Here is a 24508-nt window from a genome sequence, read left to right on the forward strand (position 1 = left end):
GTCTGGTCCCGGTGCTCGCGGGGTCCTATGGTGGTGGAACATGCGGCAGTGTGGCCGTGGGTTAGGCAGACGTCATGGGTTCCGGGGCGAGCGGTCCGGCGGAGGTCTGTGTGCCGTGCCCCACCGGGCACCATGAGCCACGCCGTGGAGTGACATCCCAACTCAACGACAGCTAAGGCGTGATGCAGCAGTGACCTCTCCTCAAGCCACCACCCAGGCCATCCCCACGGTGTGGCAGCGGCCGCGATGGAGTGCAGAGCAGGCGTGGCTCAACGAGTACTACCGCTCGGTCCCGGACGCGGACATGGCGGGCACGGACCAGCAGGTGCTCACGGAACGGGCGGAGAGCCACCGGGAGGTCGGGCGCAGCCGCCGGACGGACGAACTGTGCATCGAGGTCCGGGAGGACCACGGGGACACCGTGCTGTACATGGTCACCACGGACATGCCGTTCCTGGTGTCCACGCTGACCACGGAGATCGCCGCCAACTGGGGCGGCGCGAAGCTCGTGCTGCACCCGCTGCTGCTCGCCGCACGTGACTCCGAGGACGTGCTGAGATCCCTGGGGGAGGTCCCCAACATCTCCGCGGTCTCCTCCGGGGACACCACCTCGATCCCCATCACGGACGAGCTCGTGGGCGGCGCCGCCGGTGGGCGCTCACACACCGCCGTGGAGTCCTGGATCCGCGTGGAGCTGCACCGCACCCTGGACGAGCAGGCCCGCGGGGAGCTCGCGCGCCACATCGAGGCGCTCGTGGCGGACGTGCGCCGGGTTGCGGAGGACCAGGAGGCCATGCTGGAGCAGACCCGACGCATCGCCGACTCCCTCGCGCCCCTGGAGGACATCACGTTCGAGGACGGCTCGCGGCTGCCGGACGTGGGCGCGTCCCAGGAGTTCCTGGAGTGGCTGCGCGGCGGCAATTTCGTGTTCATGGGCATCAAGCGCTACGACCTCGAGGTGGACGGCGAGGACGCCGTGCTGCACTCGCGACCGGACACGGGCCTGGGGCTGCTGCGGGAGCAGGGCACCGAGGGTCATGCCCAGAAGCTCACGGGCCTGGGCAGCGCCCACGCGCGCGACCACCAGGTGGTGTTCGTGACCAAGGCCAACCGCCGCTCCTCGATCCACCGCCGCGAGTACCTGGACTACATCGGGGTGCGCACGTTCGCCGAGAACGGGGATGTGGATGGCGAGTACCTGATCCTCGGGCTGTTCTCCCGTCACGCCTACTCGGTCCCGGTCCAGCAGACCCCGCTCGTGCGCGAGAAGGTGCAGCGGGTGGTCGGGCGCTTCGGCTTCCTCCCGGACTCCCACTCCGCCCGTGACCTCATGGGCATCATCGAGGACTACCCACGGGACGAGCTGTTCCACATGTCCGCGGAGAAGCTCTACGAGACCGCGGGGGGTGTGCTGGGGCTCAACGAACGACGCCAGACCCGTCTGTTCCTGCGCCAGGACACCTTTGGGCGCTTCATGTCCGCCGTGGTGTTCCTGCCCAGGGACCGCTACAACACCTCGGTGCGCCAGCGCATCGAGGCCCAGCTGTTCGAGGTCTTCGACGCCGAGGCCATCGACTTCGAGGTGCGCCTGACCTCCTCCTCCCTGGCCCGCCTGTTCTTCCGCATCCGGCTGCCCTACACGGGTGAGGTGCGGGACTTCGACCACGAGGACCTCGAAGCCCGCCTGCGCGCGGCGGTGCGCTCCTGGCCCGAGTCCCTGGGCCGGGCGATCGGCCTGGAGTTCGAGGATGACAAGGCCGGTGCGCTGGGCCCCGTGTGGGAGAACGCGTTCCCGGGCTCGTACCGCGAGGACTACGAGATCGAGGAGGCCATCCAGGACCTCAAGCGCTGCGAAGAGCTGTGGGGCCGCGACCCTGACCTGCCCGCGGAGGTGCGCGTGGCGCAGACCGCGGACGGCCAGGTCCGGCTGAACATCTACCTCACCCAGGCGCTGTCCCTCACCGAGCTGCTGCCGCTGCTGCACAACATGGGCCTGACCGTGCTGGACCAGCGCCCCTACACGGTCACCCCCGCGGACGGGCGCGAGTTCCAGCTCTACGACTTCGGTGTGGAGCTGCCCGAGGGTGTGGACCCCCAGGGCCCCGAGGACGCCAAGACGGAGGACCTCATCGAGCACACCCTGTGCGCGGTGCTCTCCAACCGCTCCGAGTCGGACAGCCTGGACCGCCTGGTGCTCACCGAGCGCATGGGCTGGCGCACCGTGGCCGTGCTGCGCGCCTACGTGCGCTACCTGCTGCAGCTGAACTACCCCAACTCGTTCGAGTTCATCGCGGACACCCTGGTGGACTACCCGCGGGCCACCCACGAGCTCGCGGAGCTGTTCTCGGCGAGCTTCGACCCCTCCCGCTTCACCGACGACGCCGCCCGCGACGAGGCGCGCAACGGCGCCCTGGAGCGCCTGGCCGGGGTGCTCGACGAGGTCCCCAGCCTGAATGCGGACCGGCTGTTCCGCGCGCTCGCGGACGTGGTCACGGCCACGCTGCGCACCAACGTGTTCCAGAGCCGGCCCACCATGGCGTTCAAACTGGACCCGGCGGCCATCCCCGCGGCCCCGCAACCGCGCCCGGCCTTCGAGATCTGGGTGTGGTCCCCGCGCGTGGAGGGCACGCACCTGCGCTTCGGCCAGGTGGCCCGCGGCGGTCTGCGCTGGTCCGACCGGCGCGAGGACTTCCGCACCGAGGTGCTGGGGCTGGTCAAGGCGCAGATGGTCAAGAACGCGGTGATCGTGCCCACGGGTGCGAAAGGTGGGTTCTTCCCCAAGCAGCTGCCGGACCCCGCGACCGACCGCGAGGGCTGGCTGACCGAGGGTCGGGAGGCCTACAAGCTGTTCATCGCCTCCCTGCTGGACGTCACCGACAACATCGAGCGCGAGGCCGAGACCGGCACCGCGCAGGACGGGACCGGCGAGACCGCGCGGGACACGGCGTCGTCGTCCCGCGGTGATGCCACCCCGGGCTCCGAGGGCGGTGCGAGCGAGTCGGCCGAGACCTCCGGTGTGGCCGGGGACACCGTGGTGCACCCCGAGAACGTGGTGCGCCGCGACGACGACGACTCCTACCTGGTGGTCGCCGCGGACAAGGGCACGGCCGCGTTCTCCGACACCGCGAACGCGATCTCCCTGGAGCGCGGCTTCTGGCTCGGTGACGCGTTCGCGTCCGGTGGGTCCGTGGGTTACGACCACAAGGCCATGGGCATCACCGCCCGCGGCGCGTGGGAGTCCGTCAAGCGCCACTTCTTCGAGCTGGGCGTGGACACCCAGTCCGAGGCGTTCACCGTGGTGGGCGTGGGCGACATGTCCGGGGACGTGTTCGGCAACGGCATGCTGCTGTCCGAGCACATCCACCTGATCGCCGCGTTCGACCACCGGGACATCTTCCTGGACCCCTCCCCGAACGCCGCGGCCTCCTACCAGGAGCGCGAACGGCTGTTCACCGCCGGGCGCACCTCGTGGCAGGACTTCGACCGGGACGTGATTTCCGAGGGCGGCGGCGTGTACTCGCGCCGGGACAAGTCCGTGCCCATCACTCCGCAGGTGCGCGAGGCTCTCGGGATCGAGGACGACGTCGAGTCGCTCAGCCCGCAGGAACTCGTGCGCAGGGTGCTGCTCGCGCCCGCGGACCTTTTGTACAACGGTGGCATCGGTACCTACGTGAAGGCGTCCACCGAGACCAACCAGGAGGTCGGGGACAAGGCCAACGACGCCATCCGCGTCAACGGCGAGGACCTGCGCGTCAAGGTCATCGGTGAGGGCGGCAACCTGGGGGCCACCCAGCTCGGGCGCACCGAGGCCGCGCTGAACGGGATCCTGGTCAACACGGACGCGATCGACAACTCCGGCGGCGTGGAATCCTCCGATCGCGAGGTCAATATCAAGATCCTGGTGGACGGCATGGTCCAGGCCGGCCTGCTCTCCACGGACGAGCGCGCGGAGTTCATCGAGTCCATGACGGACGAGGTCGCCGAACTCGTGCTCCGCACCAACGTGGCCCAGAACGTCCTGCTGACCACCGAGCGCGCTCGCGGTGTGGAATTCACCGAGACGTTCATCCGGCTCATGCACTGGTTGGAGGAGCACGCGGACCTCAACCGGGAGCTGGAGTTCCTGCCCTCCGACTCCGAGCTGCGCGAGCGCGCCGCCCAGGGCCAGCCCCTGACCGGCCCGGAGCTGTCCGTGCTCACGGCGTACGCGAAGATCCAGCTCTCCGCGGCACTCGTGGACAGCGACCTCGCGGACGACCCCTGGTTCCACCGCACGCTGTCCCAGTACTTCCCGGCCCAGATCCGGGAGCGCTTCGATGACAAACTGGACACCCACCCGTTGCGCCGGGAAATCATCGCCACCGTGGTGGCCAACCAGATCATCAACTACGGCGGGATCGCCTTCGCGTACCGCGTGGTGGACGACTCCGGTTCGGACCTCGTGGACGTGGCCCGCGCGTTCACTGTGGCCATGGAGATCTTCGAGCTCGAGAGCTATGCCACCCGCCACGCCCAGCTGGACGCGGACGTGCCCCTGGAGCTGTGGAACCGGATGTCGCTGCGCATGCGGCGGCTGCTGGACCGCGTGGTCCGCTGGTTCCTGCACCGCCAGGACACCGACTCCGGAATCCAGGAGCTCGTGGAGATGTACCGGCCCATCGTGGCACTGCGCTTCGGCAACGACCGCTTGCTGGGCGAGGAATCCGCCGAGCGCGCCCGGACCGAGGCCGAGCTCGCCGAGCGCCAGGGCGTGCCCCGCGCACTCGCCGTGGAATGGGCGGAACTGCTCGACGCGTTCGCGCTGCTCGACGTTGCCCGGCTCGCCCAGGCGCAGGGCATCGCGGGGTACGAGCCCGGCGACGCCGCGGCGTCGTCGGACGACACCGCGCAGGGTTCCGGCGAGGGCGTGACCGTGCAGATGATCGCCCGCGTGTACTTCGCCCTGTTCGACCGCTACGGCCTGGAGAACCTGCTCAACCGGATCACGGCCCTGCCGCAGACCACGCGGTGGGAGAACATGGCCCGGATCGCCATGCGCGAGGACCTGTACTCCACGCTCGTGGCGCTCGCGGGTCAGGCCCTGGACTCCCCGGGGGACAACGCCCAGGAGAAGGTCCAGGCGTGGGAGCAGGAGAACGCGGACCGGCTCGAGCGGTTGCGGGAGGTCCTGGACGAGATCGAGTCCATGGCCGACAGCGGAGACGCCGGCGCCGAACTCGCCGCGCTGTCCGTGGCGCTACGGACGCTGCGCAGCGCACTGACCGACTGAGTCGGGACGTGACCGGGGGCCCGGGTGACGATGCGACGTCGCCCGGGCCCCGCTCACTCCTGGACCCGGATCAGCCCCCGGGCGCCCCGCTCGGCCTCGGCGAACGAGTGATTGACGAACGTGTAGGTCCCGGGCTCGCGGAAGTCGAGTTCCACGAAGCCGCCCTGCGCTGGTGCGAGATCCAGGGCCTGAGCACCACCCGTCCCACCGGGATTACCGGGTCCATCGGGAGAGAGCTGGTACGCGCCCTCCGTGTAGACGGTGTCGAACTGGCCGCCCACCACGTGGAAGCTCAACCCTTGGGACGGGCCGGCCGCGAGCACCCAGATCCGTACGCGCTCTCCCGGGCGGGCCGTGAGCGGGTCGTGCATGTACTGGGTGGCATGGCCGTTGAACATCGTGAACGAGGGTTGCTTCGCGGCGATCTTCTCCGGATCCAGAACCGCGTTGACCCCCTCCGGGAGACCGGGTTGATCCGGGGACGGGGCCGCGAGGTACGTCTCGCTCTGCACGAGCAGGTACTCACGGTCCACGCTCGGCAGGTTCGGGGGATCGATGATCACCGCGCCGAACATGCCCGCTGCGACATGACTGCTCATGGGCATGGTGGAGCAGTGGTAGAGCCAGATCCCGGAACGGTGGGCCGTGAACCGATACACGAGCGATTCGCCGGGGGCGATCGTGCGCATGGCCTGGTCGGGGGAGATGTCCCCCGCGTGGAAGTCCACGGAGTGACCCATGGTGCCGCCGTTGGTCAGGGTGATCTCGAAGGTGTCACCCACCTTCCCGCGCAGCGTGGGCCCCATGTATTGACCGTTGTAGGTCCACACGTCCTGGGTCACGCCGGGGGCCACCTCGCGGGCCACTTCCTGGACGTCCAGCGTCATCCGGTGCACGGTTTCGTTCGATGCGGGGGCCAGTTCGGGGGAGCGGGTCGTGAAACCCTCACCGGGGACGGCGTTGAGATCCGCCGCCTGCGCCGGGTCCGTTCCGGTGTGCTCCGCGTGCCCGTGTGAACCGTGGGCGTCATCCGTTCCGGTGGCGGTGACCTCTTGGCCCTGTGCGTCCACGGGAATCACGTCGACGGTCATCCCCATGGAGCGGTGACCGATCACCGAGCACCAGCCTTCCAGCCTGTCGGTGATCACTCCCACGTCCACGGTCGCGGAGGCTCCCGGGTCCAGGCGGCCGGAGGTGGCGCCGTTGGCGACGACGAGATCGTGCACCGTGGTGGGGTCGTCGTTGGTCAGGTGGATCACCAGGCGGTTTCCCTGAGGTACCCGGATCTCGGACGGGTCGAAACGCATGTCCTGCTGGGCATGCATCCTGATCTCGGTGGTTTCCCCGGTGCCCTCCGCGCTCGAACTGTTGCTGCCCGTGAGAGAGAAACCCGCGGACTGGGGTGCGACGGCGATCCCCGCGGCGATCGCGAGCAGCACCGTGAGTACCCCGGCCAGGAACTGGGGGGCCGTTCCCATCCCGTGGCGGGAGGACTCGGCAGCGGTCGCCCCGGTGCGGTCCGTGGGTGCGGTGCCGGCCGCGCGTTCGGCGACGGCGCGGCGTCGTGCGGCGATGGCCGCCTTGGCCGAGGAGATCATGAGCGGGATGAAGGCTGCGAGGGCCACGGCCCCCACGATCGACACGAGCGCGCGGACCCACGAGGGCAGGACCCCGGCGGGCAGGGCGAACAACGCGATGCACAGGTTGGCGACCGTGACGCGGTAGACCCCGGCGCGGTTCATGGCGGCCAGAGATGCGCGGACGGTTGCGGGGCCGCCGCCCATGGTCGAGGGCAGGATGTAGCTCATGGCGCCGAAGAGAGTCTGCACCAGGAATCCCGCCACGAACGGGATCGTGAGGGACTGCGCCACGGAGGTCTCCACCCCGCGGGTCAGCACGAGCCACCCGGCCAGCACCGTGGTCATCACGAGCCAGGCGATGCCCGAGGCCACGGACCATCCCATGTAACCCTCGGGGCGGCGCTGCATCCCGGTGCGCAGCATGAGCCACCCCACCGTGGCCGCGCCGGCGGCGTAGAGCAGCAACGCGGCGGCCGTGAGCGAAGCCGTTCCGAGCACCGCGAACACGGCAGCGAGGAGACTGCCCGCGGCCATGAGGGGCAGAGCGATGCGTGACAACCGCACCGCGTCGTCACGCATCCGGGTGCGCAGGATCGTGGGCCACAGCGTCAGCAGGGTCGCGCACACGGTGAGGCCCACGAAACCCAGGACATTGACGGCCTGGTGGGCCAGCAGCAGCCGGGAGTGCCACGTCGCGGAGAGGTCGCGGGCCAGGATCGTGCCGAACACCGCCCCCACGGGCAAGAAGAACGCGGCCGTGGCGTACCAGCGCACGGTGAGTCCGAATCTCGCGGGCAGTGCGGTGCGCGATTGTGCCAGCAGGGCCAGGCCGTGCCAGGTGAGCATCACGCCGATCACGGTGGCCGCGGCCACAGTGAGCCACCGCCACCCCGCGAGCATCCCCACGATCAACAGGGCGGTGCCCACCGTGACCCCGTAGATCCGCACGATCTGCCGCGGACGGCCAGAGTCCGGGAGCTTGTGGTGCAGCAGTGCCTCGGTGAAGTGCTGGGACCACACCATGATGGACGTGGTGATCAGCCCGAGCGTGACCATGTGCACCATGAGCCATCGGGTGTCCGGGATCCACCGGTGCGCTGCGATCACGATCACGAGGGCCACGAGCCACCAGCGCACGGGCTTGCCCGCGGTGCGGTGCCATGAGCGGCCCCTGCGGGCGGTGGAGGTGCTGGGCCGCTGCGGGGCACTGATGGGGGGCACGCTGAATCCGTTCCATAATTGGTGTATGAAATACCATAATAGGCGGCTGCCGGTTCCGCCCGGACCGCCGCCCGGAGCGCCACGGGGACCGCTGTTCGGATCGCGGTTCACGGGCCATGGGTCTGCGGAACCACCGGTGCCGCCGGGTGTTGTGCATGGGTTGCGCAGTCGATGACGGCCCCCGCGCGCGCCGCGTTCCGCCGCGGCGGGCCGTTCGTCAGCGGCCTTGCCCGTACGATGAGGGCGTGACTGCAGACATCATCGCCACCATCGCGACAGCCGTCCTCATCGTCATCGGCTGCGTGGGGATCGTGGTCCCGGTGCTCCCGGGCTCCATCACCGCGTTGATCGGATTGATCATCTGGGCGTTCGTGGTGCGTGCCCCCGAGGGATGGGTCGTGCTCGCCCTGGGCGGCACGCTCCTCCTCGCGGGAATGTCCGCGAGTCTCGTGCTCACCGGCAGCAAGCTCAAACGCCGGGCCATCCCGAACCGCACGCTGCTCTTCGGTGTGGTGGGCGCGGTGATCGGGATGTTCGTGATCCCCGTGGTGGGCCTGTTCATCGGTTTCGTGGTGGGGCTCCTGCTGTCCGAGACCGTGCGCAACAAAGACTTCAACACCGCACTGAGCACATCCTGGGTGGCCGCGAAGGCCATGGGCGTGGGCATCCTGGTGGAACTGTCGTGCGCCCTGCTGGCCTCGCTGACGTTCATCATCGGGGCGATCGTCTATTTCGTCACCGCGAACTGAGGTCCACCCCGGTGCCCGCCCGCGGGCGAATTTATGAGTTACCCCGGGCCACGCGGTAACTCTCAGCCATGCCCGGGCCGCTGAGTAACTCCCAGGCGTTCCAAAGCTGTCCTGGACATATCAGTCATTCCGGGGCCAGCCGCGAATTCCGAGTCACTCTGGAGCCACCATCGGCTGGGCTCCATGGCCTCACGGCGCCTGAAAATTGCGCGGGGGGGGCTCAGGGCACCCAAAAGTTCCTGGCGGCCGGACGCACCCCGTAGGTCCATCCCGTGGCGCCCCCGCCTCAGCCCCGCCAGGGGAGGGGGATGACCTCCACGTCTTGGCCCGCGCTCATGCCGTCCTCCGGAACCACCAGGAGCACATCCGCGTGGGCGAGACCCGAGAGCATCGTGGGACCCACGGTGGGTTCCGGCAACACATGGCCGTCCTGAAGGTAGGCGGGAATCACGCGGGTGCGGCCTGTGGCCTCAAGGTCCTGACCCGCGGTGACGCGGCGCGTGAACGGCATGGCCTCACCTTTGGCCCCGGCGATCAGGGCGTGCCCCACACTCAGCAGACCGGTCATCGCGGACAGCGGTGAACCGGGCAGCGCGAGCACCACGGGACCGTCGTCAGGCAGCTGGGCCACGATCACCCCGTGGGCGGGTTCTTGCGCCACGCCGTCGATGATGAGGTGGGCCCCGAGATCCTCGAGGGCCTTACGGACGTGATCGTCCTCCCCATGACCCGTGCCGCCGGTGGAGACCACGATCTCCGCACGGGCGTCGAGCAGCGAGCTCGCACCCATGGGGGCTTCCGTGAATGCGGAGATCATCCCGTCCGCGCCGTCGGCCACGCGCCGGACCTGATCCACGTTCGCGCCCAGTTCGCGCAGCGCGGCGGGCAGCTGCAGTCCGAGGACGTCGCGCACCTCACCGGGGCCGGGAATGCCGTCCTCGACCACGTTGGCGAAACCCAGCAGCACGGTCACGCGCGGGCGGCGTCGTACGGGGAGCATGTCGTGGCCCGCGCTCGCGGCGAGACCGAGGTGGGCGGGGTTGAGCTTGCGACCGGCGCGCAGCAGGAGGTCCCCCTGCTCGATCTCCTCGCCCACGGCCCGGACGTCCTGGTTCTTCACGAGGGTCGCTGCGGGTGTGGCGTCCTCGAGGGTGTCGCCCTCCTCGGGTCCGCGGCCGTGCTCACCGGTCGGCATGTCGCGAGCCGCGGGGTCGGCGGGGACCACGTGACCCCGGTGGGCCTCGAGAACCGCGCGGGTCCCGAACGGGACGGCGTCCCCGGCATTGACGTGGGTGGCCTCACCCGGCTTGAGCTCCACCACCGGGAGGATGCGCTGGTCCGGGGGCAGGGTCAGCAGCAGGCGCTCGTCGGTCTCGGCGGGGCGCGGCATGCGGATCCGCCACGGGCCCTCCCCGGCCACGGCCCAGCCGTCCGCTGCGGCGGAGGCGTAGTGGGGCACGGGCATCTCGGCGGTCACGGACTCGGCGAGGATCTCGTCGAGGCATTTCGCCAGCGGCAACAGGATGTTGGGGAGGGAGTGCGGGGTGCCGTAGGCGATCCGTCGGGCCTCGTCCCACGAGGCCCAGCGCACGGTCGGTTCCGACGCCGCCGAACGGTTCTCGCGCTGGTCGTCGTCCTCATGAGCGGCGGGATCGTGCTGGTGCGGAAGTCCGGGCATGATGTCTCCTCGACGTGGCGATTCAGTGCAGGTCGAATCTACGCACATCTTCCCATGTATCCACGTCGCTCGTGCTGGCGTGGGGGACGGGGACGGTGTCCAACGTCAGATGACGCCACACCGAGCGCACGGACACGTCCACCGTGGGCACCTCGCGCAGCACCGCGCTCAGCGCCGCGGAACGGATCAGCACGGCGAGGTTCTCGGCCCGGCCCTCGTCGGACAACGCCATCACGCCGTCGACCTCCGGGGGGACGTCCTGCGCAGCCCGCACGAGCGCGGGCAGTGCGCGGTCGACATGCGGCATGTCGCATGCGAGCACCGCCGTCCACTCGTGACGTCCGCTCACGCCGTCCAGGACGACGACGCCCGCGGCCACCGCCGCCGCCGGTCCCGAGAAGGGCGGATCCTCCCGGGCGCGTAATACGTCCGGCGACAGCCGCGGATCCTCGGGCCCCACGACCACCACGGCACCGAACAGGCGCACCGCCGCGACCGTGTGGGCCACCAGCGTGGAGCCCTCGAAGGACAACTGGGCTTTGGGGGCGCCTCCGAGTCGGGAGGAGCGGCCCCCTGCCACGACCACGGTGTCGAAGGGCAACTGCAAGGACGCGTTCGGGGAGGAGGGCACGGCTCAGTGGGTGGGGGCGGCGTCGTCGGACTCCGCACCCACGGCACGCGACTTCTTGGGCAACCCGGCGATGCGCAGCGCGCATTCCACGGCCACGAGCACGAACGCGATGTAGTACAGGATCATGGTGGGGTAGAAGTACGGGAGCTGCTGGCTCATGCCCACGAGGGACAGCACCACCAGGACCACGGACAGCACCAGGATGACCATGTGCGCCGTGCCGAACGCGCCGGGGCGACCCTTGCGGGCCAGGTACATGGCCGCGAGCGCGAAGAGGATGGGGAACAGCAGCTGCCCCGTGAGCGTGATGCCGTCCTGGACGTAGGGGTAGATGCCCATGGCCTGGACGAGCGCGGTGATCACGAGCAGCACGGGAGCGACGAACGACTTCATGGGGCACCAGTCTACGGGCGCGGGCCCCGGCCCTCCGCGACCGGGTCGGGCACCGTCGGCCGGGAGGGGACGACGTCGCTCGGTCGCCCGCGAGCGCCTGGAGCCATTCGCGCGGACATCCGGGAACGACGTCGCATGGTTGCCTCGCGAGCCCCCGGGAACCGGTGCGCGGACGCCGTCGGGAATCGCCCGGCAGCCTTGGGGGGCCGTGCGTGCGGCCGCCGTCGGGACCGGGACGGCGAACCGCGAGACCGCTCCTGAAAACCTCGGGAACCAGCGGCAGCACCCAGGCTTATTAGTCCAGCTAAATATGCCGTATTCCCGCACGTCACACGGGTTCACCGCAATGTCCGAGCCACGCCGAACAAAATACGCATTTTCGATACCAAATCGACCTAGCATGCCGGTATGGCAACCACCGAGACCCCTGCCGGGATCGACGGACCGGCATCAGATGCGCTGTTGAAAATGGGACGTTTCTTCTCCCGCTGGGAGGAGACGCCGGACGGCCGCGCCGTCTTCCGTGAGGGTGGTCGCGCGGGTGACGCCTTCTACCGCAACCGCTGGAGCCACGACAAGGTGGTGCGCTCTACCCACGGTGTGAACTGCACGGGGTCGTGCTCGTGGAAGGTGTACGTCAAGGACGGCATCATCACGTGGGAGGCGCAGGAGACGGACTACCCCTCCGTGGGTCCGGACCGCCCCGAGTACGAGCCCCGCGGGTGCCCGCGCGGTGCGGCGTTCTCGTGGTACACCTACTCGCCCACCCGCGTGCGCTACCCGTACATCCGGGGCGTGCTGTTGCAGATGTACCGCGAGGCCAAGCAGCTCCACCACGATCCGGTGCTCGCGTGGGAGTCGATCGTCAACGACCCCGTCAAGCGTCGCGAGTTCCAGCAGGCCCGCGGCAAGGGCGGGTTGGTGCGCGCGAGCTGGCAGGAGGCCGTGGAGATGACCGCGGCCGCGCACGTGCACACCATCAAGACCTACGGCCCGGACCGGTGCACGGGGTTCTCGCCGATCCCCGCGATGTCCATGGTGTCCCACGCGGCGGGTGCGCGGTTCATCAACCTCATCGGCGGGGTCATGAACAGCTTCTACGACTGGTACGCCGATCTGCCCGTGGCCTCGCCGCAGGTCTTCGGCGACCAGACGGACGTCCCCGAGTCCGGGGACTGGTGGGATGCCACCTACCTCATGATGTGGGGTTCCAACATCCCCGTGACCCGCACCCCGGACGCGCACTGGCTCGCGGAGGTGCGCTACCGCGGGACCAAGGTGGTCTCGGTGAGCCCGGACTACGCGGACAATACCAAGTTCGCGGACGAGTGGTTGCCCGCACAGGCCGGCACGGACGCCGCGCTCGCCATGGGCATGGGTCACGTGATCCTCAAGGAGAACTTCGTGGACCGTCGCGTGCGGTTCTTCGAGGAGTACGTGCTGCAGTACACGGACCTCCCGTTCCTCATCTCGCTCGACGAGCGCGCGGACGGCACGGTGGTCCCGGACAAGTTCGTCACCGCGGAGGATCTCGCGGCAGCGGGTGATCCCGCCGCCGCGGGGCAGGCCGATCCCGCGTTCAAGACCGTCCTGCTGGATCGGCACACGCACAAGGCCGTCATCCCGCAGGGCTCCATGGGCTTCCGCTACAACGACCAGGACGAGGGCAAGTGGAACCTGGACCTGGGGGATACCCTGCCCGCGCTGTCGATCGCGGATTCGGCCGGGTACGACGGCGGTGTCACCCACCTCGATCTGCCCGCGTTCACCGACCCCACGGGGGCCGGTTCCACGATCCGCCGCGGCGTACCCACCACCACGGTGGCCGGGCGCACGGTGACCACGGTCTTCGACATCATGCTCGCGCAGTACGGCGTGGGTCGCGAGGGCCTACCGGGTGAGTGGTCCGCCGGCTACGACGACGCACGGACCCCCTACACCCCCGCGTGGCAGGAGGAGGTCACGTCCGTCCCCGCGGAGGCCGTGATCCGCACGGCACGCGAGTTCGCCGCGAACGCGGAGAAGTCCCGCGGACGCTCCATGATCATCCTGGGCGCGGGCATCTGCCAGTGGTACCACGGTGACACCACGTACCGGGCCATCCTGGCCATGCTCATGCTGTGCGGGTGCCAGGGACGCAACGGCGGCGGGTGGGCCCACTACGTGGGTCAGGAGAAGGCCCGCCCCATCACCGGGTGGGCGGCCATGGCGTCCGCGAACGACTGGATGCGTCCCCCGCGGTTCATGATCGGCACCGCGTTCTGGTACATGCACACGGACCAGTGGCGCTCGGACGGGTACTCCTCCGACTCCCTGCAGTCGCCGCTCGCGGAGGGTCACCTGAGAGGCATGCACACCGCGGACGTCGTGGCCCAGTCCACGCGGCTCGGGTGGATGCCGTTCTACCCGCAGTTCCACGAGAACTCGCTGGACGTCGCGGACGCGGCGATCGCGGGTGTGGAACGCGGCGAAGCGGCGTCGGAACCCGAATGGATCGCGGCCAAGCTCAAGAACGGCGAGCTGAACTTCGCGGTCGAGGACCCGGACGCCCCCGAGAACTGGCCGCGCACCCTCGTGCTGTGGCGCTCCAACCTGTTCGGTTCCTCCGCGAAGGGCGAGGAGTACTTCCTCAAGCACCTGCTCGGGACCAGCAATAGCGTGCAGGGGCAGGACCACGCGGAGTCCAAGCCGCACGACGTGCGCTGGCGCGACGAAGCACCCGAGGGGAAGCTCGACCTGTTGGTTTCCGCGGACTTCCGCATGACGTCCTCCACGCTGCTGAGCGACGTCGTCTTCCCCGCGGCCACGTGGTACGAGAAGTTCGACCTTTCCTCCACGGACATGCACCCCTACGTGCACGCGTTCACCCCGGCGATCACCCCGCCGTGGGAGGCCAAGACGGACTGGAAGCTGTTCCAGTTGCTCGCGGACGAGGTCGGCAGGCTCTCGGCCGGGCACCTGGACACCCGCAAGGACGTGGTGGCCACCGCGCTGCAGCACGACACCCCGGGGGAGATCGCCCAACCCGGCGGACGCGTGCCCGAGTGGAAGGGCACGGACGTTCCCGCCGTGCCGGGCAAGAACTTGCCCCAACTGAAGCTCGTGGAGCGTGACTACACGGCCATCGGGGACAAGTTCGTGGCGCTCGGCCCGCTCGCGGACAAGCTCGGGCTGACCACCAAGAACGTCACGTTCGACGTCACCGGGGTCGTGGACCGGCTGGGCCGTCAGCACGGCGTGTTCGACTCCGGCCCGGCCGAAGGCCGCCCCGCGTTGGACTCGGACGCCCGGATGGCGGAGGCCATCCTGAGCCTGTCCGGGACCACCAACGGCGCGCTCGCGACCCAGGGCTTCGAGACCCTCGAGAAGCGCGTGGGCAAACCGCTCGCGGACCTCTCCCGGGGCTCGGAGGAGAAGGTGATCACCTTCACGGAGACCCAGCAGGCCCCCGTGCCCGTGATCACGTCCCCCGAGTGGTCCGGTTCCGAGACCGGTGGCCGCAGGTACGCGCCGTTCACGGTGAACATCGAACGCCTCAAGCCGTTCCACACCCTGACCGGGCGCATGCACTTCTTCCTGGACCACGACTGGCTCAAGGACATGGGGGAGATGCTGCCCATCTACCGGCCCCCGCTGGACATGCACCGGCTCTTCGGTGAACCACAGCTCGGGAAGAAGGGCGAACTGTCGATCGCAGTGCGCTACCTGACCCCGCACAACAAGTGGTCCATCCACTCCGAGTACCAGGACAACCTGTTCATGTTGTCCCTCTCCCGCGGTGGCACCACTGTGTGGATGGCCCCGCAGGACGCCCGCGCGATCGAGGTCAAGGACAACGACTGGGTCGAGTGCGTCAACACCAACGGCGTGTTCGTGGGCCGTGCGGTGGTCTCCCACCGCATGCCGGAGGGCGTGGTGTACGTCCACCACGCACAGGAGCGCACGATCGACGTCCCCAAGTCCGAGACCACGGGCAAGCGCGGCGGGATCCACAACTCCGTCACGCGCATCCTGGTCAAACCCACCCACATGATCGGTGGCTACGCCCACCTGTCCTGGGCCTTCAACTACATGGGGCCCACCGGAAACCAACGGGACATCGTGTCCGTGGTCCGCAAGCGTTCCCAGGAGGTCGAGTACTGATGCGTGTGATGTCCCAAGTTGCCATGGTGATGACCCTGGACAAGTGCATCGGTTGTCACACCTGTTCGGTCACGTGCAAGCAGGCGTGGACCAACCGGGCGGGCACCGAGTACGTGTGGTTCAACAACGTGGAGACCCGCCCCGGTCAGGGCTACCCGCGCCGCTACGAGGACCAGGAGCGGTGGAAGGGCGGCTGGGAACTGAACCGGCGCGGCAACCTCAAGCTCAAGTCCGGTGGCCGGCTCAAGAAACTCGCGCAGTTGTTCGCGTCCCCGGTGCAGCCGGAACTCGCGGACTACTACGAGCCGTGGACCTACGACTACGAGAACCTGGTCAACGCCCCCGCGAGTGACGACTTCCCCGTGGCCCGGCCCAAGTCCCTCATCACGGGTGAGGACACCAACATTGAGTGGTCCGCCAACTGGGACGACGATCTCGGTGGCGCCACCGAGATGGGTCACCTGGACCCCGTGGTGCAGAAGCTGCGGGACGAGGCGAACGACCGGATCAAGTTCGAGTTCGAACAGACGTTCATGTTCTACCTGCCGCGGTTGTGCGAGCACTGCCTCAACCCGTCCTGCATGGCCTCGTGCCCGTCCGGCGCCATCTACAAACGGTCCGAGGACGGGATCGTGCTCGTGGACCAGGACCGGTGCCGCGGGTGGCGCCAGTGCGTGACCGGGTGCCCGTACAAGAAGATCTACTACAACCACAAGTCCGGCAAGGCCGAGAAGTGCACGTTCTGCTACCCCCGCATCGAGGTGGGCATCCCCACGGTGTGCGCGGAGACGTGCGTAGGGCGCATGCGCTACATCGGCATCTTCCTGTACGACGCCGACAAGGTCACCCAGGCGGCCGCGACGCCCAACGAGCAGGACCTCTACGAGGCCCAGTTGGACCTCATGCTGGACCCCAGCGACCCCGAGGTGATCGACGCCGCTCGCCGGGACGGGATTCCCGAGGACTGGCTCGAGGCGGCCCGCAAGTCGCCTGTGTACGCACTCGCCAAGACCCTGCGCGTGGCCCTGCCGCTGCACCCCGAGTACCGCACCATGCCCATGGTCTGGTACGTCCCGCCGCTGTCGCCCATCGTGGACCTGCTCAAGGAACAGGGCCACGACGGCGAGGACCCGGACAACCTGTTCGGCGCCATCGAGTCCCTGCGGATCCCGGTGGAGTACCTCGCAGAACTGTTCACCGCGGGGGACACCGAGCTGGTCACCCACGTGCTGCGCAAGCTCGCCGCGATGCGCGCCTACATGCGCAACGTCACGCTCGGGGACGAACCGGACGAGTCGATCGCCCAGGCCGTGGGGATGACGGGTTCCGAGATCCGCCAGATGTACCGGCTCATGGCGATCGCCAAGTACGACGAGCGCTACGTGATCCCCGCCGCCCACGTGGAGGACGCCCACAACCTCGAGGAGATCGGGTGTTCCCTGGACGTGGACGGCGGCCCGGGCATGGGTCAGACCGGCGTGTTCGGTGAGGCCTCCGGCCGACCCATGCCGGTCGCCGTCGAGAACTTCGCAGCCTTGCGGGCACGGCAGACGGGCGAGGACCCCACGGGCAACGACCAGTTGGCCGGTCGCGTGAACCTGCTCAACTGGGACGGCAACGGGACCCCCGCGGGACTGTTCCCGGCGCAACCGGAGCGAGATGCGGCGTCGCTCGCGGCGACCTCCGACAACCCGGGTTCGCGACCGGACGAGGGCACCGCCGGGGCGAGCGGGGGCCGGTGATGGGGCTGCTGTCGAGCCTTCTGGGTAGGGCCGGGAAGGGGACCGTGGAGGTGCCCGGGTACCGGGACCGCAACCCGCAGCGTTCCGCGGTGATCCGCCAATCGGCGGCCCTACTGCTGAGCTACCCGCGCCCCGAGGTGATCGAGCAGCTGCCCCTCGTGGAACGGGCGCTGACCGAGGTGGGCGTGGACCCCGAGCAGGTGGCACCCCTGATCCGGTGGCTGCGGGAATCGGACTTGCGGGAGATCCAGGGCGACTACGTCCAGGAGTTCGACCTGTCTCGGCGCCACAGCCTGCACCTGACCTATTGGACGGACGGTGACACGCGCCGTCGCGGTGAGGCCCTGTCCGCGTTCAAACAGGTCTACCGCGCGCACGGGTGCGAGTTCGGGGACGAGGAACTGCCGGACCACTTGCCCGTGGTGCTCGAATTCGCCGCGCGGGTCTCCGGCGAGGACGGTTTCGAGCTGTTGCAGCGCTACCGCCCGTCCCTGGAGCTGTTGCGTCTGGCGTTGATCCGGGACGACCTGCCCCAGGCGTGCGCCGTGGAACTCGTGTGCTCCACGCTTCCCGGGCCGTCGCCCGAGGACGAGTCAGCCGTGGCCCGGATGGCCGGTTACGGACCGCCCACCGAGGCCGTGGGCCTGGACGCCTACGACCCCCGCCTGCTGCCCATGACCGGAGGAAACCAGTGAACGTGATCGACACCCTCTTGTGGGGGATCCTGCCGTACGTGGTCATGCTGACCCTCGTGGGAGGGCTGATCTGGCGGTACAAGTACGACCAGTTCGGGTGGACCACGCGCTCGTCCCAGCTCTACGAGTCCCGGTTGCTGCGCATCGCCTCGCCGCTGTTCCACTTCGGCATCCTGGCCGTGCTCGTGGGGCACATCATGGGGCTCATGATCCCCAAGTCGTGGACGGAGGCGGCGGGTCTGTCCCAGCACGCCTACCACTTCCTGGCGCTGTCCATCGGTTCGGTCGCCGGTGTGGGAACGCTCGTGGGCATCGTGATGCTCATCGTGCGCCGCCGCCGGACCGGGCCCGTGTTCATGGCCACCACGGCCAACGACAAGTTCATGTACGTGATGCTGCTCGGCGCGATCCTGGCCGGTCTGGCCACCACGGTGCTGTCCGTGTTCGACCCGGCCACCGTGGACTACCGCGAAACGGTGTCGCCGTGGTTCCGGTCCCTGTGGATCCTGCAACCGGACGTGGGGGCCATGGCCGCCGCCTCCACGAGCTTCCACGTGCACGTGCTGTGGGGCATGGCCCTGTTCGCGGTGTGGCCGTTCACCCGCCTGGTCCACGCCTTCACGGCGCCGCTGCACTACCTCTTCCGCCCGTACATCGTCTACCGCTCGCGGGGTAACGCCCCGCGTGCCGGTTCCGTGAACTACCGCCGCGGTTGGGAGCCCATCGGTACCCAGGACCGCGCCAGTTCACGACGCCGCACGCGGCCCCCGCGCGAACGCTCCGGTTCCACGCGCGTCAAGTAACCCGGCCCCTTCCCGCCCCACCCCTGAGGAGAGTCATGTCCGCCGTCCCCGCCGCTGAGGCCGCACCGAACCTGAAACAGGGCCAGTTCAGGAACCTCATCCTGGCCACGTTGGCGTCCACCGTGGGTTTCTGGGCGTGGACCATCGTGGGGCCCCTGTCCAAGCGCTACGCGAACGACATGCACCTGAGTCCCGGGCAGACCGCGATCCTCGTGGCCATGCCGATCTTCGTGGGCTCGATCGCCCGGGTTCCCGTGGGTGCGCTCACCGACAAGTTCGGCGGGCGGCTGATGTTCACGGTGATCCTGGGGATCACCGCGCCGCTCGTGCTGCTCACCGGCGTGGTGGGGGGAATGCACAACTTCCCGCTGCTGGTGGTCGTCGCGTTCTTCCTGGGCATCGCGGGCACGGTCTTCGCGATCGGCATCCCGTTCTGCTCCGCCTGGTACGAGTCCCACCGCAAGGGTTTCGCCACGGGCGTGTTCGGTGCCGGCATGGTGGGCACCGCGGTCTCCGCCTTCTTCACCCCGCGGCTCGTGGCGGCCACCGGGTACTTCGCGACGCACGTGATCATCGCCGTGATCGTGGCCATCAGTGCTGTGCTGTGCTGGTTCATGCTGCGTGACTCCCCGGCGCGCGCGGGTGTCCCCGTGGAGCCGGTGGTGCCGAAGCTGAAGGCGGCGTTCAAGCTCAAGGTCACATGGCAGCTGTGCTTCCTCTACGCCGTGGTCTTCGGCGCGTTCGTGGCGTTCTCCAACTACCTGCCCACGTACCTCGCCAACGTCTACTCGTACGACCCCACCGCCGCCGGGACCCGTACCGCGGGCTTCGCGGTTGCGGCCGTGATCGCCCGCCCCGTGGGCGGCACCCTCGCGGACAAGCTCGGGCCCAAGGTCATCACGCTGCTGTCCCTGGCCGGGACCATCGTGTGCGCGGTGCTCGTGGCGTTCCAGCCCAGCGGCGAGCACGTCTACGGTCCACTGTTCCTGCTCATGGCACTGTTCCTGGGCCTCGGCACCGGCGGCGTGTTCGCGTGGGTTGGCCGGGCGACGCCGGCGGCGAACGTGGGCACCGTGGGTGGCGTGATCGCCGCGGCCGGCGGTCTGGGCGGCTACTTCCCGCCGCTGGTCATGGGCGCCACCTACGACCCCGAGAGCAACTCCTACTTCGTGGGGCTCACCCTGCTCGCGGTGTTCTGCCTTGCCGCGTTCCTGCTGGCACTGGTGGTCCGGCACGGGGAGCGCAAGGCCGAGAAGTGAGGTTGGCGGCGCCGTCGTCCGAGGCATGGACGACGACGCCGCTGTCACCCCTCCGAACGGGCGCGCAGCGCGTGCTGCACGAGCGCCATGCACTCCTCGGGGGAGTAGTGCAGCTGCCCGGCCACCTCGTCGAGGTACCGGGTGGCGGCGCGTGCCGCGGCGGCGTCGCGGTCGTCCCGGCCCTGCGCGATGAACGTGCCCTTGCGCCCGCGTGTCTCGATCACGCCGTGGGTCTCCATCTCCCGGTAAGCCTTGGCCACGGTGCCCGCGGACAGCCCCAGCTCGGACGCGAGCGCGCGCACCGGTGGGATGCGGTCACCCACCATGAGTTCCCCGGAGGAGACGTCCCGCAGGACGCATTCCACGAGCTGTTCGTACACCGGTGTGGAAGCGGCGGGATCCACCGTGAACATGCCTTGTACCCTTCGATCGACTCCCCTCATGGTAGGTGGCCTACCGCTAAAAAGGTGGGGTGGGTGTCCGCCCGGACACGTAGGATGATGGGGTGTCCGAGCACCCAGAACTTCCCGTCCCCGCCGCGGCTCCGGCCGATCCCCGGGCCGTGCAACGCTTCGTCGATCACGCCCTGGACCAGGCGCGCGTACTCGGACGCGACCTGCCCGCCCCGGGGGAGGGCGCCACGCGTGAACTGTGGCGCGAGCTGAGCGCACTGGGCCGCATGGACCTCGCGTACGCGAGGATCATCGAACCCCACCTGGACGCCCTGGCCATCCTGCGCCAGGCGGGCCGCACCGACCTGATCACCGACCGCGACACGTGGGGCGTGTGGGCCGCGGAGGGGCCGGGCGAGCCGTTGCTGGCCACGCCGTCGTCCGCTGCGCACTCGGCCGATGATGACGCCGCCGACGGTCCGCACTGGACCCTGACCGGGACCAAGCCCTGGTGCTCGCTCGCGGGTTCCGTCTCACGCGCCGTCGTGACCGCGCACGTCACCGACGAGGTCGGGGAACCCACGGGACACCGTCGGGCGTTCGTCGTGGCCACGGACCACCCGAGATTCCGGCCCGAAGCCGCCGCGGGGTGGACGTCCCGCGGTCTCGCCGAGGTCGTCACGGTACCCGTCCGTTTCGGGGGCGTTCCGGCGCAACCGCTCGGCGCGGACGAGTGGTACCTGACCCGCCCGGGCTTCGCGTGGGGCGGGATGGGCGTGGCGGCCGTGTGGCTCGGCGGCGCACAGTCCGTCGCGGATCTGCTGTGGTGCAAACTCGTGCGCCCCGCACGCCCCGTCGACGACGTCGCTCGCACCGCCCTCGGGCAGCTCGACCTCACGCTCGGCGCGGCTCAGGCCGTCCTGGACCGTGCGGCCGCGGCGGTGGACCGCGGCGAGGCCACGGGTGAGCACGGCGCCGCATGGGCGTTGCGCGTGCGCCGCACGGTGGCCGACGCCGCCGACACCGTGATCCGCGTGGTCTCCCGCGCCACCGGGCCCGGTCCGCTCACGGGGGACCCCGCACACGTGCGGCGGGTCGAGTCCCTGCAGGTCTACATCCGCCAGGACCACGCCGAGCGGGACACCGCCGCCCTCGGACGCACCCTGCTGGAGCTGGTCCAGGATGGGTCGGAGGAGACCCCGTGGTGAGCTTCGACCACCGTGATCCGGGCACGCCCGAGGCCGACTGGGCCCGCTGCGGCGCTCTGCACCGCGCCCCCGAGGTGGACCTGACCGGCGTGGACCGGGTCGTCGTGTTCGCGGCCCACCCGGACGACGAGACCTTGGGGGCCGGCGGCACCGTGCACCGGCTCGCGGACGCGGGAGCGGATTTGCGGGTGGTCGTGGCGACCCTGGGGGAGAACTCCCACCCGGATTCACCGACCCACACGCCCGAACGATTGGCCGCATTGCGCCACGAAGAGCTCGCCGCCGCGGTGCACACCCTGACCAGCACGGACACCCCGCCGGAGTACCTCGCCCTGACCGACGGCGGCCTGTCCGAGGATGAACTGTCCGAGCCGGTGGCCCGTCATCTCGAATGGCTCGAGCAGGGGGAGCAGCCGTTGGTGATCGTCACGTGGGAGGAGGACGGGCACACCGACCACGAGGTTCTGGCCCGCACGGTCGTCGCGGCCGCCGGGGCGTGGGGTGTGCGCTGCCTGCAGTACCCCGTGTGGTTCTGGCACTGGGGTTCCCCCACGCGCCTGCCGCGCGGGCTCGTGCGGGTCCCACTGGACGACGCCGCTCGCGCTGCCAAGCGCTCCGCCCTGGCCCACCACGTGACCCAGGTGCAGCCGCTGTCCGACCGGCGGGGGGACGAGGTGCTCCTAGGCCCCCACGTGCTCGAACACTTCGATCGTTCGGTCGAGTTTTTCGTGCTCGGCACGCCCGATCAGCGGACCGTGTTCGACCGTGTGCACACCGCGAGCGCGGACCCCTGGGCCGTGGACACCTCGTGGTACGAGCGGCGCAAGCGGGACGTGCTACTCGCGTGCCTGCCGCGGGAGCATTACGGCAGCGTCCTGGATCTGGGGTGCTCCACGGGCGCCCTCACGGTGGAACTGGCCCGGCGCGCGCGTTCCGTGACCGCGGTGGACGCGAGCGACGTCGCCCTGAGCGCCGCCCGCACCCGGCTCGAACGGAAGGGCGTGCCGAACGTGGAACTCGTCAGCGCCGTGCTGCCGCGCGACTGGGACGAGGACTGGTCCCCGCGAGAGCTGATCGTGGTGAGCGAAATGGGGTACTTCTGCTCGCCCGAGCAATGGCGCGAGCTGTTGTGGCGCTGCGTGGCGGCGCTCGCGGACGGCGGGCACCTCGTGCTGTGCCACTGGCGGCACCCGATCGCGGACTGGCCGCTCGACGGCGCGGACGTCCACCGCGAGGCTCGGCGCACTCCCGGGCTGCGCGGGGTGCTGAGCCACCGCGAAACCGATTTCGTGATCGAGGTCTTCGCGCCCGTTCCCGCGGGGGACACATGATCCGCCGGATCGCCGTGATCATCCCGGCGTGCAACGAAGAGGACCGCGTGGGCCGGTGCCTCGAGTCGGTCGCCGGTGCGATCGCGGGGCTGGGTCATGATCCGTCGTTCGCACGGTCCGAGTGGGCATCCGTCGAGGACGTCGCCGGGCCCGCTCCCGGCACGTCCCGAATCGATGCGATGCCGCCCTTGCGGGGGGCGCCGCGCGCTGTGGGGACGGGCGACGTCGAGGTCACGGTCGTGCTCGCCGCGGACGGCTGCACGGACCGGACGGTGGAGCGCGCGCGCCAGGCGTGGGCGGTGTCGAACCGGGACGGTGGCCGAGCCCGACTGGAGATCGTTTCGGGGCAATGGCACAGCGCCGGGGGAGCGCGCGCCGCAGCAGCCCGGCAGGCGCTCGCGGCGTCGGACCCGGAGTGGATCGCCTCCACGGACGCGGACACGATGGTGCCCGAGAACTGGCTGCGCTACCAGGTGCAGCGCGCGGGCGCCGGTGTGGATGCGATTCTCGGGACCGTGGAACCGGATCCGACGGAGTGCCCGCCGCACGTGTACGAGCTGTGGCAGCGCGAACACACGCTCGTAGAGAGCCACCCGCACATCCACGCGGCGAACATGGGTGTGCGCGCCTCGTTCTACGAGCACACGGGCGGTTTCCCGCCCCTGGCGTGCAGTGAGGACGAAGCCCTGCTGGCTGCACTGCACCGAGTGGGCGCACGGGTCGAGGCCACGGACCGGATCCGTGCGGTGACGTCGGGGCGGCTCGAAGGACGTGCGGAGCTCGGGTTCGCGCATCACCTGCGGACGCTCTCACTGCCGCGGGAGGAATCGGAGTGGCGTGCGCCCGCTTCGCCCATCGCAAAAACGCTTGAAGGGCCTCCCTCTCCCGTGGCTAACGTAGAAACCATCAGCATCGTCAATCAGGAGGTATGCCATGAGTGAGAAGTCCATCACCGTCAGCCGTCTCATCGACGCCCCGGCGGAGGAGATCTTCGAGATCTTGACACTGCCCGCCAAACACCCCAGCCTGGACGCCTCCGGGACCGTCATCTCTGGCACGGACCAGCGCATCCAGAACGTCGGCGACGTCTTCGTGATGAACATGCACGCCGAGATGATGGGCGGGGACTACAAGACGGAGAACCACGTCACCGGTCTGGACCCCAACAAGCTCATCGCGTGGAAGCCCTGCCCCGAGGGCACCTCCGTGGAGGACAACGGCTGGGAATGGGTGTACGAGCTGCAGCCCGAGGGCTCGGACTCCACCACCGTGACCCTCACCTACTCGTGGGAGCACGCCAACCCCAAGGTGACGAAGAAGATCAGCTTCCCGCTCTTCGGCGAGAAGGTTCTGGAGGAGTCCCTCGAGCGGCTCGCCTCCACCGTCGCCGGCTCCTGACACCCCGCGGAGCGGT

General features: G+C 69.5%; 16 protein-coding genes. 11 read left to right on the plus strand and 5 right to left on the minus strand.

Annotation, left to right across the window (positions count from 1 at the left end; all coding sequences use genetic code 11):
* Positions 1 to 190 precede the first annotated feature (190 nt).
* Positions 191 to 5269, plus strand: coding sequence for an NAD-glutamate dehydrogenase (locus tag RF650_RS10770; protein ID WP_368814901.1), 5079 nt, complete (start codon positions 191 to 193; stop codon positions 5267 to 5269).
* 53 nt (positions 5270 to 5322) lie between these two features.
* Here RF650_RS10770 and RF650_RS10775 read toward each other — a convergent pair whose 3' ends face one another.
* On the minus strand, positions 5323 to 8070 hold the full coding sequence (locus RF650_RS10775; protein WP_368814902.1) for a multicopper oxidase domain-containing protein: 2748 nt from the start codon (positions 8068 to 8070) through the stop codon (positions 5323 to 5325).
* 245 nt (positions 8071 to 8315) lie between these two features.
* Between RF650_RS10775 and RF650_RS10780 the strand changes: the two genes are divergently transcribed.
* Positions 8316 to 8819, plus strand: coding sequence for a DUF456 domain-containing protein (locus tag RF650_RS10780; RefSeq protein WP_368814903.1), 504 nt, complete (start codon positions 8316 to 8318; stop codon positions 8817 to 8819).
* A 286-nt stretch (positions 8820 to 9105) separates the two neighbouring features.
* On the opposite strand, the gene RF650_RS10785 is transcribed toward RF650_RS10780, so the two are convergent.
* From RF650_RS10785 to RF650_RS10795, 3 genes are read right to left on the minus strand one after another with little or no spacing between them, the layout of a single operon-like run.
* On the minus strand, positions 9106 to 10497 hold the full coding sequence (locus RF650_RS10785; protein ID WP_313362126.1) for a molybdopterin molybdotransferase MoeA: 1392 nt from the start codon (positions 10495 to 10497) through the stop codon (positions 9106 to 9108).
* 22 nt (positions 10498 to 10519) lie between these two features.
* Positions 10520 to 11128, minus strand: a complete 609-nt coding sequence (locus RF650_RS10790) for a molybdenum cofactor guanylyltransferase (RefSeq protein ID WP_368814904.1) — start codon at positions 11126 to 11128, stop codon at positions 10520 to 10522.
* A 3-nt stretch (positions 11129 to 11131) separates the two neighbouring features.
* Positions 11132 to 11521 carry a hypothetical protein gene (locus tag RF650_RS10795; RefSeq protein ID WP_131333536.1) on the minus strand — a complete coding sequence of 130 codons (390 nt, stop codon included), beginning with the start codon at positions 11519 to 11521 and terminating at the stop codon, positions 11132 to 11134.
* 408 nt (positions 11522 to 11929) lie between these two features.
* On the opposite strand from RF650_RS10795, the gene RF650_RS10800 reads away from it, so the two are divergent.
* From RF650_RS10800 to RF650_RS10820, 5 genes are read left to right on the plus strand one after another with little or no spacing between them, the layout of a single operon-like run.
* A complete protein-coding gene (locus RF650_RS10800) occupies positions 11930 to 15664 on the plus strand; it encodes a nitrate reductase subunit alpha (protein WP_131333534.1) in 3735 nt (1244 codons plus the stop codon).
* Positions 15664 to 17406: a nitrate reductase subunit beta gene (gene narH, locus RF650_RS10805; RefSeq protein ID WP_368814905.1), complete on the plus strand. Its 1743-nt coding sequence runs from the start codon at positions 15664 to 15666 to the stop codon at positions 17404 to 17406. Before RF650_RS10800 ends, narH begins: the two co-directional genes overlap by 1 nt.
* A gap of 44 nt (positions 17407 to 17450) precedes the next feature.
* Positions 17451 to 18101, plus strand: coding sequence for a nitrate reductase molybdenum cofactor assembly chaperone (narJ, locus tag RF650_RS10810; RefSeq protein WP_318281453.1), 651 nt, complete (start codon positions 17451 to 17453; stop codon positions 18099 to 18101).
* Positions 18098 to 18904 carry a respiratory nitrate reductase subunit gamma gene (gene narI, locus RF650_RS10815; RefSeq protein ID WP_131333529.1) on the plus strand — a complete coding sequence of 269 codons (807 nt, stop codon included), beginning with the start codon at positions 18098 to 18100 and terminating at the stop codon, positions 18902 to 18904. The genes narJ and narI overlap by 4 nt, the downstream gene beginning before the upstream one ends.
* Positions 18905 to 18939: 35 nt before the next feature.
* Entirely contained in the window at positions 18940 to 20163 is a 1224-nt protein-coding gene (locus tag RF650_RS10820) for a nitrate/nitrite transporter (RefSeq protein ID WP_131333527.1), read from the plus strand.
* 44 nt (positions 20164 to 20207) lie between these two features.
* Here RF650_RS10820 and RF650_RS10825 read toward each other — a convergent pair whose 3' ends face one another.
* Positions 20208 to 20576 (minus strand): GntR family transcriptional regulator, encoded by a 369-nt coding sequence (locus RF650_RS10825; protein WP_131333525.1) that lies wholly within the window; start codon positions 20574 to 20576, stop codon positions 20208 to 20210.
* A gap of 92 nt (positions 20577 to 20668) precedes the next feature.
* On the opposite strand from RF650_RS10825, the gene RF650_RS10830 reads away from it, so the two are divergent.
* The 4 genes from RF650_RS10830 to RF650_RS10845 are packed head-to-tail and all read left to right on the plus strand — an operon-like array spanning position 20669 to position 24492.
* Positions 20669 to 21763 carry an acyl-CoA dehydrogenase gene (locus RF650_RS10830; RefSeq protein WP_368814906.1) on the plus strand — a complete coding sequence of 365 codons (1095 nt, stop codon included), beginning with the start codon at positions 20669 to 20671 and terminating at the stop codon, positions 21761 to 21763.
* On the plus strand, positions 21760 to 23094 hold the full coding sequence (locus tag RF650_RS10835; protein ID WP_368814907.1) for a PIG-L family deacetylase: 1335 nt from the start codon (positions 21760 to 21762) through the stop codon (positions 23092 to 23094). Before RF650_RS10830 ends, RF650_RS10835 begins: the two co-directional genes overlap by 4 nt.
* Positions 23091 to 24035, plus strand: coding sequence for a glycosyltransferase family 2 protein (locus RF650_RS10840; RefSeq protein WP_368814908.1), 945 nt, complete (start codon positions 23091 to 23093; stop codon positions 24033 to 24035). Before RF650_RS10835 ends, RF650_RS10840 begins: the two co-directional genes overlap by 4 nt.
* The gene (locus tag RF650_RS10845) at positions 24028 to 24492 is read left to right on the plus strand and encodes an SRPBCC domain-containing protein (RefSeq protein WP_064847396.1); all 465 of its coding nucleotides are present in this window, start codon (positions 24028 to 24030) and stop codon (positions 24490 to 24492) included. Before RF650_RS10840 ends, RF650_RS10845 begins: the two co-directional genes overlap by 8 nt.
* The last annotated feature ends 16 nt before the right edge of the window (positions 24493 to 24508 follow it).

The organism is Kocuria sp. CPCC 205297 (genome assembly GCF_040981035.1).
Taxonomy (GTDB): domain Bacteria; phylum Actinomycetota; class Actinomycetes; order Actinomycetales; family Micrococcaceae; genus Kocuria; species Kocuria marina.